Below are 12,821 nucleotides of genomic sequence, written 5' to 3' on the forward strand. Positions count from 1 at the left end.
GACAGTTAAAGAAAAAATAAACTGTTATTTTAATAGGCTTTTTCTATTAATTATAGTTGTCTGATTATTTTACAGATAACGATTGACAGCTTATTTTTTATCACGTAATTTTAAGGGCATGAATATATACCCGAATATTCTCGCCCTCCTCCCTACAGGCTCCCTCCTGAGCTTGCCCCTGATGCTGCGCCTCGCGCGCGCATAATATATACCTGCCTGTATAAGGCTAAAAGATACCTTGAAATTTTAAATAGTTTGACAAAATATAGTTAATATAAAAGTAGTACGTTGCGCTTAAATTCGATCCGAGCCACCTTGCTACATAAGGAGTTCCCTCATGATGTTGGCTGACCCAAGTAAAAAATACCGTCGTATGTATCAGCGTGTCGATTTACCAGACCGCCAGTGGCCAAATAAAGAAATCAATCAAGCGCCTATCTGGATGAGTACTGACCTGCGTGATGGTAATCAGGCCATTTTTGAACCGATGGATCTTGAACAGAAATTCAAGATGTTCCAGATGCTGATAAAGATCGGTTTTAAACATATTGAGATTGGTTTTCCATCTGCTTCACAGATTGATTTTGACTTTACCCGTAAGCTGATTGAAGAAAATCATATTCCAGATGATGTCTATATCGAGGTTCTGGTTCAGGCACGTGACCACTTGATTCAACGCACTTTTGAAGCGCTGGAAGGTGCCAAACGCGCGATTGTGCATATCTATAATGCCAACTCACCGACTTTCCGTAACAAGGTATTAAATGTAGATATCAATGGTGCCAAGCAGTTAGCGATTAATGCAGCACAAAAAGTGAAAGAATATGCAGCGCAGTATCCTGAAACTGATTTTATTTTTCAGTACAGCCCTGAATGTTTCTCTGCAACCGAGCTTGAGGTTGCCAAAGACGTTTGTGATGCTGTAACTGAAATCTGGGAAGCCTCTCCGGAAAATAAGGTTATTTTAAACTTGCCAGCTACTGTAGAAGTTTCTACGCCAAATGTTTATGCAGACCAGATCGAATGGATGCACCGCAATATTGAACGTCGTGATGGCGTAATTATTTCAGTTCATTGCCACAATGACCGGGGCTGCGGTATTGCTGCCTCAGAACTGGCCATTATGGCAGGTGCAGACCGTGTGGAAGGCTGCGTATTTGGTAATGGCGAACGGACTGGTAATGTTGATGTCGCAGCAATTGCCCTGAATATGTACACTCAAGGTGTGGCACCAAACCTGGATTTTTCCAATATTAATGAAATAATTGCTACAGTTGAAGAATGTACCGGTTTGCCTGTACACCCGCGCCATCCATACGCAGGTGATCTGGTCTTTACTGCATTTTCTGGCTCGCACCAAGATGCCATCAAGAAAGGTTTTGAATTCCAGAAAAATGAAGAAATCTGGGATATGCCTTATTTGCCAATTGATCCCAAAGATCTGGACCGTGATTATGATGCAGTAATTCGCGTCAACTCACAGTCAGGTAAGGGTGGTATCGCCTATTTGCTTGAATCTAACTATAACGTTGTATTGCCACGTCGCTTGCAGATTGAATTCTCACAAGTAGTACAAGAGCACACAGATGCGACCGCAACCGAGATTACTGCCCAGGAAATCTGGTCACTGTTCAAGCAGACCTATGTCGAAGCTAAAAATACTCACTACATTGCACAGAACTATAAGCTTTCCGACCATAATGGTAATCAGGTCATTGAACTTGAAGTGACCATGAATGGCCAGAAGCAACAGATCCGTGGAGAAGGCAATGGGCCAATTTCGGCTATTCTGGATGCCTTGCAACTGCCGATTGATGTATTGAACTATGAAGAACGCAGTATTGGTTCAGGTGCTAATGCAAAAGCACTGGCACTGGTCGAACTGCAAGTCAAAGGTTCGGGTAAAAATGCTTTTGGTGCCGGCGTACACGACAATATCGTAACCTCTTCAATTGAGGCCATCCTTGCCTGTACTAACCGCCTGATTGATCAGGGCGTATTACACCCTGAACAGGTCATTGCTGCCGCGATTTAATATACAATTCCTTTTGAAAGGATACCCTGAGCTTGGTATCCTTTTTATTATTCATTTTTAAAGATTTAAGGCGAACCATTCCCGTGTCTTTTCCAAGCGACTCAGTGGGCCTGGTCACCCCGCAAAAGTTTCAATTTGAAGAACCACTCGAACTAGAATGTGGACGTATTCTGCCCCGTTTTGACTTGATGGTTGAAACTTATGGTACCTTGAGCCAAGACAAGTCCAATGCGATTCTGCTTTGCCATGCATTATCTGGTCATCATCATGCCGCAGGTTATCATCATGAAGATGATAAAAAACCGGGCTGGTGGGATGCCTGTATTGGGCCTGGCAAGGCCATTGATACCAACAAGTTTTTTGTAGTGGCCCTGAATAATATTGGGGGCTGCCATGGCTCAACCGGTCCAACCTCCCCTAACCCTGATAATGATAACCTGCCCTATGGTCCGGATTTTCCACTGGTCACTGTACGTGACTGGGTAAAAACCCAGGCACTCCTGTCAGACCGGTTAGGAATTGATGTGTGGTACGCAATTGTGGGTGGATCACTCGGCGGCATGCAGGCACTACAGTGGTCAGTAGATTATCCGGACCGCTTGAAGAATTGTGTGGTGATTGCCAGTGCACCTAAACTATCTGCACAGAATATTGCTTTTAATGAGGTCGCACGCCAGTCTATTCTCTCTGATCCGGATTTCCATCATGGGCGCTATCTGGAACACGACAGTTATCCAAAACGCGGTCTGATTTTAGCGCGTATGGTCGGCCATATTACCTACCTTTCGCAAGAAGCCATGATGCAAAAATTCGGCCGTGACTTGAAGTCCGGAAAATTCATGTATGGTTTTGATGTCGAGTTTCAGGTTGAAAGCTATCTGCGTTATCAGGGTGAACAGTTTAGCCGTAATTTTGATGCCAATACTTATCTGATCATGACCAAAGCTCTGGATTACTTTGATCCCGCCCGTGAATATGAAGAGTCCCTAACCCGGGCCATGAGCCAGACCAAATGCCGTTTTCTGGTCATTTCCTTTACTACAGACTGGCGTTTTACTCCAAAGCGTTCACAAGAAATTGTAGAAGCTCTGATTACGAATCATAAACCGGTCAGTTATCTGGATATTGACGCTGAACAGGGCCATGACTCGTTCTTGTTCCCGATTCCGCTTTATGTAAAAACCTTGCGTGCTTTTCTTGGTGGCGAAGAACACCTGAAGTCCACCCCGAAGGAGACGGTATAATGCGTATTGATCAGCAGCTGGCAGAACGTTGGATCAAACCAGGCTCTAAAGTCCTTGATCTTGGCTGTGGGGATGGAGAATTACTCGCCCATATGAGCCGCCGGCATCAAATTCAGGCCTATGGACTAGAAATTGATCAAGAAAAGATTGCAATTGCCATCAGTCGCGGGTTAAATATTATCCAGCAGGATTTGAACCTGGGTTTGAGCCGTTTTGATGATCAGTCTTTTGACTATGTAGTCATGGCACAGGCTTTACAGGCGGTGGATGCACCAGATGTGTTACTTCGTGACATGGTGCGTGTAGGGAAACAGGCTATTATTACTTTCCCGAACTTCGCCCACTGGAAAACCCGTTCTTTTCTGGCTCTTAAAGGGAAAATGCCTGTTTCGGATGCTCTACCCTATATGTGGTATAACACCCCAAACATTCATTTATGTACGTTCCGCGATTTTGAAGCTTTATGCGCGGAAAATGATATCCAAATTATTAACCGACTCGCCGTGAATGGGAATCAGCAAGGTAGTTTACTGAGTAAACATGTTCCGAATCTGTTTGGTGAAGTCGCTATTTATCGAGTGAGCGCTCTATGAAAAAAACGACCTTAATTGGCACATTGGTATTTGGACTTTTAACTATCCAGGCGCATGCTGACTATATTCCACAACAACAATCTACAGCAGCCCAGGCAGCGCGTTATTCAACTATGGGGATCAATGATCTGGTTAAAGCTGCAAAAGCAGGCCAGCCAGGTGCCCAGTTCTATTTAGCCACCCATTACCAGTACGGTAAAGATATTCAAAAGGATGAAAAGCAGGCATTTGCCTGGTTTAAAGCTGCCGCTGACCAAGGTTTGTCTGCTGCCCAACTGAATGTGGGCCGGATGTATGCAGACGGGATCGGCGTAAAAAAAGATGAGATTCTGGCTCGCCGTTATTTTGAAAAAGCCGCCAGCAGCGGTGACAACCGTGCCAGCTTTAACCTGGCAATGATGGAAGAGCAGAAAAAGAACTATGTAGGTGCTTATCAGTGGTATGAACTGTCTACCCGCGACGGTATGCTCGACACTAAAGTTATTAATCTGTCTGAGGGCAAGAAAACTGCACTGGCAGCTAACCTTACCCAGGAACAGATTCGTATGGCACGTGACCGTGCAGACAAATGGATTCAGGCCCAATAATTTGAAGCTTGTATTTAAGGCGCCTTCGGGCGCTTTTTTATGGTCTCAATAAAGCATTCGATTTGAGGTAAAATATTTAAACTGTTTCTTAAAGTGACGAGCACAATAAAATGTCTGCAAATACATGGTTATCTCAGGAAAGTCTGGTTCTGGCCAGTAACAACAAAGGGAAAATTGCCGAGTTTGAAAAACTGTTTGAACAGCTGGCACTTCCAGTTGAGGTCATTCCTCAAGGTCAGCTAAATATTGCTGATGCAATTGAAGACGGGTTGAGCTTTGTTGAAAATGCCATTATTAAGGCCCGTCATGCTGCACGTATTTCTGGCAAACCGGCGATTGCCGATGATTCGGGGATTTGTGTCCCGATTTTAAATGGAGCACCCGGTATCTACTCGGCTCGCTATGCTGGAGAACATGGGAATGATGCAGCCAATAATGCTCGCTTACTGGAAGAATTAAAATCTCTGCGAAGACCCGGAGAACCGGTTGAAGCCATGTTTGTCTGTGTTTTGGCCTTAGTACAACATGCTGAAGATCCGCTACCGCAAATTTTTGAGGGCGTGTGGCAAGGAGAGATTCTGGAAAAACCACGTGGTGAACATGGCTTTGGTTATGATCCCCTGTTCTGGTTACCAGAACTTGGCCTGTCCAGTGCCGAGCTGCCAAAAGAAGAGAAAAATAAAATCAGTCATCGCGGGCAGGCCATGCAGCTATTTCAACGAAGTTTGCAGAATCATCAATAAGCCACAGTTTAAATTCGTTTTAAAGGGTGAAAAGTTCCTTTTCTTTAAGAAAGGAACTTTAAACGATGTGTAGTAGCAGACCATAAATCAGAATAATTGCGCAGCTCACCATAGTACCTGAAGCAATATACTTGGCAGAGATTCCAGTACCCTGATAATGAGTTTCTAGCGCCACAATATTTGCCGCCGGCGGCAAACAGAACAGTAGAAACATGACTCCTATATACTGCCCGATATGTGGAATAGAAATAAAAAAATAAGTCAGACTACATAAAACCAGTCCACAGCACAGTTTAAGTACAGCCAGTTTTAAACTATAAGTTATATCGTCTAGCTGAACTTTCGTCCGGCGCAGCCACATGCCTAGCACGCACATCCCCGCAAAGCTCATACCGATTTTGGCCAGACCGTAAAGCATATCAATCCATTTATGCTCAGGCATATACTGAAAACCGAATAAGCGGCACAATATAGCAATAGTCAGGGCAATTACTGGTGGTGATTGAAGCACTTTTTGCAAAATACTCTTCCAGGACTGCTGCTCCGAACTGACCGCAGTCACTGCCCAGATGTTGCCAAAAATTGAACCGCCAATATATAAAGCTACCATTGGTGCACTGATTTCAGGCCCAAATAAAGCAATCGCAAAAGGAAAACCGAGCCAAGCCATATTTACATAGCTAAAACATAAAGACTGGAGCTTGTCTTGAGAAATGAGCCAGAAAAAATAAAATAGAATTACCGCGACAATAAAACTAAATATCATCAGGCTAAGGCTGCCTGCCTGATAAAACACCATATTATAAATAATGACAGCGGGTATAAATACTCGTGCCAGCAGGGTTGCGAGCATAGTTTTTAATGCAGAGGCATATGCAGTTGTCGCCAGTCCCAGACCACATAAAAATGCAAAGAGGGGTAAAAGCAATGCCACGTGGTTTTCCTCTGGTGTTGTGGCGCTATGGTAGCACTAACATTAATTAAATGCTCTAAATGGCAGGCTGTCTTTAAACTGCAATATATAAGTCACAAGGCTGTCATACAGACCTGTTGAGATATCTTCTAGTTAAAACAGGAGAATTTTCTATGGCTGGACTATCTATTTGGCATGTGGTCATTTTTGCAATTGTCGTTATCTTGCTGTTCGGCACGTCAAAACTTAAAAATTTAGGTAAAGATGTAGGTGGTGTAGTTAAAGACTTTAAAAAATCTATTCGCGAAGATGAGCAGCAAACTGTAGCCCTTCAGGAACCGCGCACTATTGAACACCAGAATGTTAGTGCTGACACAAATTCAACCGTAAAACACTAGGGTATTTTTCATGCTCAATATTGGTATGACTGAGCTGCTGGCTTTTGGCATCATTGCTTTATTGGTGCTTGGGCCGGAAAAGTTACCAGAGGCAGCGCGCTTTGCTGGCAGGTGGTATGGCAAGATCAAACGTATGGTCAGTAATGTACAGGCTGATCTGGACCGTGAATTGCGCCTTTCAGAACTCCGTGAGCAGATGCAGCAGGAAATGGCCCGTATTCAAGAGCTGGAACAGAAAATGCAAGCCCAGATGCATGAACTACAACAACACAAAAACTTTGCAGATAACGCTCTACAAGAACATGCAAATACTCATAATAAAAATTTATCCACGCAGTACTTTTTTATTGAGCAAGCCCCGTCTCTGGTCCTGACTCGTCAACCAGAACGGCCGGCCTGCTTTTGCCAAATTACTGAACAGCCAGAAAGCCCTGTACAGTCTTCTTATCCTGAACTCAAGGTGGCTGTATGAGTCAACTTTCTCCTTCACAGCTCCCAGGCCCAATATTAAATGAGCAGTCACAAACCCAACTTGAAGAGATGCCCATTACCCGGCACTTAATGATTTTGCGCCGTCATCTTTTTAAAATTGTTGCTATTCTAATTGCTCTATTTTTTTGTCTGCTGCCTTTTGCAAACCGGACTTATCAGCTACTTTCAGAACCACTAAGGGCCCAGTTACCCAGCTCGTCAACCATGATTGCGACCGATGTAACCGCGACGTTCATGGTGCCCTTCAAGCTGAATTTCTTTATCGCCCTCATGATTGCCATGCCCTTTATCATTTATCAGCTCTGGACATTTGTAAAACCGGCGCTATATGAAAAAGAAAAATCCTTAGCCCTGCCCTTATTGGTAGGAAGTATCAGCTTGTTTTATGCCGGCATTGCATTTGCCTATTTTGTTGCCCTGCCTTCAATTCTGCATTTCTTCATGAGTGTGTCACCTGAAACAGTGGCACCGATGACAGACATTAATAGTTACCTAGCTTTCTGTTTAAAACTGTTTCTGGTATTTGGACTGACTTTTGAAATTCCGATTATTACTTTGCTTCTGATTTTGATTGGGGTTGTATCTACACAACAACTGGTCGAGAAAAGACGTTTTATCATTGTCGGGTGTTTTTTTATCGCCATGTTTGTTACTCCACCAGATGCAATTTCCATGGTTATGCTGGCTATTCCAATGTGGCTACTTTTCGAAGCTGGACTTTTCTTTGGAAAACTCATTGAAAGGCGTAGAGCAGTCTAAGATCTTCAACTTTATTTCAGCAGACTTCGGTCTGCTTTTTTCATCATACTGTCTTATTTTCTTCACCTGAATGTCACTTAACCGTCAAGGTCCCGTCATATTTATCACCTAATTTAATTACAACTTAACAACACCTTACTTGTATTTAGGAAAAAACATGACGCAGCTGACGCCATATCATGAAGATCAAGAACTTGATAATAATACTTCATCTAATATCCATTTCCGTGACATTTTAGAGCAACGCATGACGCGCCGCAGTCTCATTACCAAGACAGCAAGTGGAGCAGTTGCCTTGGCGCTGGCTTCTACACTGACTGGCTGTAATGATGATGACGACAATAGTAATAGCGGAACAGCACCAGTTACTCCGAATGACCCTAACCAGAAGCCTAGCAAACTTTCATTTACTCCAGTGGCTAAAAATCTGGATGACATTGTGACTGTACCTGAAGGCTATCAAGCTACTGTAATCTATGCGTTGGGAGACCCAATTAATCCAATGCTTGGGGACTGGAATGATAATGATATTCCACCTGGTCCAAGCTTCCAGTTCCGTTCTGGTGACTGCCATGATGGTATGCATTTCTTTGGTTTAAACAGCGCTACAGACCGCTTTGATGATACGGTCTCAGCACAAGGTTTGCTGGTAATGAACCATGAATACATCAACCAGACCTTCCTTCATCCTAAAGGTCCAACCAAGGTTGAAGGACGCCGTCCTGAGGATGAAGTTATTCGTGAAACCAATGCGCACGGCGTATCTGTAGTCCATATTAAAAAGGACCCGGCAACTCAAAAAGTAGAAATTGTTAAAAACTCTGTTTTTAACCGCCGTATTACTGCCTCAACAGAAATGGATTTTGCCGGTGCTGCTGCAGGTTCCAGTCTGCTTGCTACACGTTTTTCACCTGCCGGACGTCAAACACGTGGTACACATAACAACTGTGGCAATGGCTATACACCTTGGGGTACTTATTTAACTACCGAAGAAAACTTTATTGGCTATTTCCAGCGTTCAGGACATGACGAGTACCAACGTACAAATGCCGAGAAAATCGCATTAAAACGTTATGGTCTGGGACTAAAAAAAGACGAACCTTATCTTTATGAGCTGGATGAGCAGGGCGCTCCTAAAAAGGGTGAAGATGGCAAAATTGTTTATAGAAAAGATTCAAATGGTAATTTAATACCAAATATTGATGATCAGGGTCGACCAGTCTATTTGGGCGCAAGCTCACGCTATGCTTGGGAAACTGTCATTGGACAGGTTGAGTCACAGGATCTATATGACCGCTGGAATGCTGATGTAAAAGCGGATCAGCCTACTCAGGACTATCGTAACGGACCCAATACTTTTGGCTGGATGGTCGAGATTGACCCGTTTGATGGCGGTCAGAGACCGGTTAAACGTACTTCTTTAGGCCGTTTTGCACATGAAGACAGTGCCTGCCGTGCAGTAGCGGGCCAACCTTTGGCATTTTATATGGGTGACGACTCTAAAGGCGAATACATCTATAAATTTGTCTCGAGTGCAGTATGGGACCCGAAAGATGTAAACCGCGGCTATACTGCTGGCGATAAATACATGAACTCAGGAAAACTGTATGTTGCCAAGTTTAACAGTGATGGTTCAGGCCAGTGGATTGAACTAAGCTATGGTAAAAATGGTCTGAATGAAAGTAGCAGTACTTATCCCTTCACCTCTCAAGCCGATGTGGTGACATTTGCCCGTTTAGCGGGGGATGCTGTCGGCGCAACAAAAATGGACCGTCCGGAATGGGCGACCGTTAATCCGGTAAATGGTGAAATCTACGTTACCCTGACCAACAACTCGAATCGGGGAACCAGTTACCCGACAGATGCAGCTAACCCGCGTAATTATGATGACCTTAAAGACAAAAAAACTCAAAGTGGCAACGTAAATGGTCATATTATCCGTTTTAAAGAAACCGATGATAAAACTACAGCTGAAACCTTCAAGTGGGATATTTATCTGTTTGGTGCCGAAGCCTCTATGGCATCAAATATTAACCTGTCTGGTCTGACTGATAACAATGACCTGTCTTCACCAGACGGAATGTGGTTTGACCCGCGTGGTGTGCTCTGGATTCAAACAGATGATGGAGCTTATACCGATGTCACAAACTGTATGATGCTTGCTGCTTTGCCAGGTCAGATTGGTGATGGTACTACCGCAACTACTTCAAGCGGACAGCAGACATTAATGGGTGCAAAAGTAACAGACTCAACCCTGCGCCGTTTCCTGGTAGGGCCAAAACAGTGTGAAATTACCGGGATTGCCATGACCCCTGATTACAAAGCTATTTTCATTAATGTGCAGCATCCGGGCGAAGACTCTGCCAGCTATGTAACTCCTGCAAGTCACTGGCCGGCAACCCAAACTGACCGGAATAACACTACAGCCCGCCCACGTTCGGCAACTGTCGTAATTACCCGTAAAGACGGCGGCGCAATTGCGGGTTAATCCTCTTTTTATGAATATGCCGGCCTATTGACCGGCATATTTATTTTTGTTGAGTCAGAGAAATCCGCTGCTGCACAATCTGCCCGCTCTGCTCTCCTTGCTGAGTCTTTTCCAGCCAATTCCATGCATGATGGTACAACCTTAAAAAATTTGAACACCGGGTTCCGTACATCGGGCTTTGAATAAAAGTAGAAGAAAGTAGCAGTTCCATATCCTGACTGATACCCGTCTCTGGCAGGGCATTCTGATCTACCTTGCGCTCATCTTCTAAAATATCCCAGACAGCTGACTCCAGTATGTGCTCAGCAACAGGACGCTGGAGCATAGGTAAAAATTCCTGGGTAAAGCGCTTTCGTAAATGCAAGGTCTTTTGCCAGGAGTCGCTCATGAGCCCGTTAGAAATTACGTATACGCCACTGGCCAGCACCTGAGGAGCCTCACCTCGGTTACTCATATATACTGCCTGCGTTTGATCTCCTATCACCAGGTTAAAACCAGCATATTCCTGCTGTTGTTTCTCAAGCATTTGAGCAAAGCGAATGGGTTTCTGCTCAGATTCCAAAAAGGCCTGCACTAAATGACCACGCGAGGTCGGATAATGCTGCCGGTCTGTGCCATCACGAAAATTGGTGATCACTGCCCAACGTCCAGATGCTGTAATACCCATCCACGTACCACCAGATTGTAAATCTTTGCCAGCTATAACCGGACTGTTCTCCCAGTGATTCAAGACTTGCGTAGGTCGCTGATAAAACTCATCCCGGTTAGAAATCAGGCATAATGGCATACGATCTAACACTTGCCAGGCTAAAGCCACAATACACATAGGCATCTCTCATGATCTTTACACATTGAATGTACAACATTTTTAGGAACATTCCGCTAGAATCTGTGCAAAACGAATACATAAAGGAGCTGTAATGCTGACCTATCCGAGTATTGACCCAGTCGCGCTGGCACTGGGTCCTTTAAAAGTTCACTGGTATGGGCTGATGTATTTATTGGCCTTCTTGTTTGCTTGGGGACTGGCCAGCTACCGGGTTAAACAGCGTGTAGGCTGGACCACCGATATGGTATCTGATCTGGTTTTCTACGGCGCACTTGGTGTTGTGATCGGTGGACGGCTGGGTTATGTGTTCTTTTACGGATTTGATCAGTTCCTAGCCAACCCGCTCTGGTTATTCGAGGTCTGGACCGGGGGCATGAGTTTCCATGGCGGTTTTCTGGGGGTTATGCTAGCAATGCTGCTCTGGTGCCGTAAATATCAGAAAACCTGGTTCCAGACACTGGACTTTATTGCGCCATGTGTCCCCACTGGTTTGATGTTTGGCCGCATCGGAAACTTTATCGGTGGTGAGCTTTGGGGTCGTCCAGTTATCAATCCAGACTATCCCTTCGGAATGGTTTTTCCGCATGTAGATAATCTGGTACGTCACCCATCCCAGCTTTATCAAGCTTTAGGCGAAGGCCTGATTCTGTTTATCGTGTTGTGGTGGTTTAGTTCCAAGCCACGTCCACGTATGGCAGTTTCAGCGCTGTTCCTGATCGGTTATGGTATTGCACGCTTTGTGGTTGAGTTCTTCCGTGAACCGGACAATGGCCAGCTCTTTATTGGCTGGATGAGTAAAGGCCAGTTCCTGACCCTGCCAATGATACTGATTGGTCTGTGGATGATGTGGTACGCCTACCACAGAAAAATTTATGACTGGGGTCCACAGAAAAATACCTGATACATAGAGGAGCAATTGCTCCTCTTTTTTATGCTAAAGTTCTGAGCTGTTCTGCTTGATTTCAAAAGACTATGCTTGAGTTCTGGTTTGATCCTAAAGTTTCCATCACACGTAAATTGCTGATCTTTGTATCTATTGCAATAATTACTGCTGTGCTGTATGGGATGCAGCCGTTGGCATTAGACGCTATTTTAATGTTTTCGGGCACAGGTATCATTTTTTTAATCTGCCGTTACTGCAAAATGCACTTTGCAGCCGGGCAGCCCGCTGGCTTGCTCTATCGTCTGTTAACCTGGATTCCCATAGCATTATTGCTTGCCCTGATTTTTATGAATATGAAAGAGGGCGAAATTTTACTGCCAGGTGCACAGGGAATTGGTTTTATGGCACTGGCCGTTTGTCTGTTCTCGCCTTTATCCCTTCTACATAAAAACAAAAATCCAGAAGAGAGTATGTAATGCTTGATTTTTGGTATTCGGCACGCTGCACCCGTCAGGTTAAGCTGATAGTTTGTATTATGACCTGTGCCATGATTTACCTGTGTTCTACTGTGCAGGCGTTGTCGGCTGTATTGACAGGATTTAGTCTTGGTTTGGGCATATCAATACATCTACTCAGGCAGCTGAATCTTAAAATAAGACAAGATAATATTTATAAAAATGGCCTTTCTATTTTGCTCTATAGCGTACCTTTGGCTGTTTTTCTTATTTTGCTTTATGTATTGCCTGATGAACATAAAATGATTTTAGGATTACAGGTGCTAGGGTTTACTGCATTAGGACTATTTATCGTATCGATCTATGAAAACCGCGCCAAACGCTTTAAATAAATTTTTCTCC

General features: G+C 44.2%; 14 protein-coding genes. 12 read left to right on the top strand and 2 right to left on the bottom strand.

From position 1 onward, the window contains the following. Positions 1–337 precede the first annotated feature (337 nt). The 5 genes from leuA to rdgB all read left to right on the top strand — a co-directional run bounded on the left by leuA (position 338) and on the right by rdgB (position 5,202). The gene (gene leuA, locus B3X18_RS09170) at positions 338–2,035 is read left to right on the top strand and encodes a 2-isopropylmalate synthase (RefSeq protein ID WP_005023350.1); all 1,698 of its coding nucleotides are present in this window, start codon (positions 338–340) and stop codon (positions 2,033–2,035) included. A gap of 83 nt (positions 2,036–2,118) precedes the next feature. Continuing rightward, entirely contained in the window at positions 2,119–3,279 is a 1,161-nt protein-coding gene (metX, locus tag B3X18_RS09175; protein ID WP_010699871.1) for a homoserine O-succinyltransferase MetX, read from the top strand. Continuing rightward, a complete protein-coding gene (gene metW, locus B3X18_RS09180; RefSeq protein WP_005016574.1) occupies positions 3,279–3,872 on the top strand; it encodes a methionine biosynthesis protein MetW in 594 nt (197 codons plus the stop codon). Before metX ends, metW begins: the two co-directional genes overlap by 1 nt. Continuing rightward, positions 3,869–4,459, top strand: coding sequence for a tetratricopeptide repeat protein (locus B3X18_RS09185; RefSeq protein ID WP_005016576.1), 591 nt, complete (start codon positions 3,869–3,871; stop codon positions 4,457–4,459). The genes metW and B3X18_RS09185 overlap by 4 nt, the downstream gene beginning before the upstream one ends. Before the next feature lie 110 nt (positions 4,460–4,569). Then, entirely contained in the window at positions 4,570–5,202 is a 633-nt protein-coding gene (gene rdgB, locus B3X18_RS09190; protein ID WP_005023345.1) for an RdgB/HAM1 family non-canonical purine NTP pyrophosphatase, read from the top strand. 58 nt (positions 5,203–5,260) lie between these two features. On the opposite strand, the gene B3X18_RS09195 is transcribed toward rdgB, so the two are convergent. Continuing rightward, positions 5,261–6,136, bottom strand: coding sequence for an AEC family transporter (locus B3X18_RS09195; protein WP_005023343.1), 876 nt, complete (start codon positions 6,134–6,136; stop codon positions 5,261–5,263). A gap of 152 nt (positions 6,137–6,288) precedes the next feature. Here B3X18_RS09195 and tatA point away from each other — a divergent pair, with 152 nt between their 5' ends. The 4 genes from tatA (at position 6,289) to B3X18_RS09215 (ending at position 10,252) form a co-directional block, all read left to right on the top strand. Continuing rightward, positions 6,289–6,513 (top strand): twin-arginine translocase TatA/TatE family subunit, encoded by a 225-nt coding sequence (gene tatA, locus B3X18_RS09200; RefSeq protein WP_005023341.1) that lies wholly within the window; start codon positions 6,289–6,291, stop codon positions 6,511–6,513. A 10-nt stretch (positions 6,514–6,523) separates the two neighbouring features. Further along, entirely contained in the window at positions 6,524–6,985 is a 462-nt protein-coding gene (tatB, locus tag B3X18_RS09205) for a Sec-independent protein translocase protein TatB (protein WP_005023338.1), read from the top strand. Further along, on the top strand, positions 6,982–7,764 hold the full coding sequence (tatC, locus tag B3X18_RS09210; RefSeq protein ID WP_034670279.1) for a twin-arginine translocase subunit TatC: 783 nt from the start codon (positions 6,982–6,984) through the stop codon (positions 7,762–7,764). The genes tatB and tatC overlap by 4 nt, the downstream gene beginning before the upstream one ends. Before the next feature lie 157 nt (positions 7,765–7,921). Next, positions 7,922–10,252 (top strand): PhoX family protein, encoded by a 2,331-nt coding sequence (locus tag B3X18_RS09215; protein ID WP_005023335.1) that lies wholly within the window; start codon positions 7,922–7,924, stop codon positions 10,250–10,252. Positions 10,253–10,292: 40 nt separating this feature from the next. Here the strand turns inward: B3X18_RS09215 and B3X18_RS09220 are convergent, their stop codons facing one another. Next, on the bottom strand, positions 10,293–11,078 hold the full coding sequence (locus tag B3X18_RS09220) for an NRDE family protein (RefSeq protein WP_005023333.1): 786 nt from the start codon (positions 11,076–11,078) through the stop codon (positions 10,293–10,295). 94 nt (positions 11,079–11,172) lie between these two features. On the opposite strand from B3X18_RS09220, the gene lgt reads away from it, so the two are divergent. The 3 genes from lgt (at position 11,173) to B3X18_RS09235 (ending at position 12,811) form a co-directional block, all read left to right on the top strand. Next, a complete protein-coding gene (gene lgt, locus B3X18_RS09225) occupies positions 11,173–11,982 on the top strand; it encodes a prolipoprotein diacylglyceryl transferase (protein WP_005016611.1) in 810 nt (269 codons plus the stop codon). Positions 11,983–12,053: 71 nt separating this feature from the next. Next, positions 12,054–12,440, top strand: a complete 387-nt coding sequence (locus B3X18_RS09230) for a hypothetical protein (protein ID WP_005016614.1) — start codon at positions 12,054–12,056, stop codon at positions 12,438–12,440. Continuing rightward, complete coding sequence (locus B3X18_RS09235) at positions 12,440–12,811, top strand: hypothetical protein (RefSeq protein WP_005023331.1); 372 nt, start codon at positions 12,440–12,442, stop codon at positions 12,809–12,811. Before B3X18_RS09230 ends, B3X18_RS09235 begins: the two co-directional genes overlap by 1 nt. Positions 12,812–12,821: the final 10 nt, after the last annotated feature.

Source organism: Acinetobacter sp. UBA6571 (assembly GCF_002434085.1).
In the GTDB taxonomy this organism is placed as follows: Bacteria; Pseudomonadota; Gammaproteobacteria; order Pseudomonadales; family Moraxellaceae; genus Acinetobacter; species Acinetobacter radioresistens.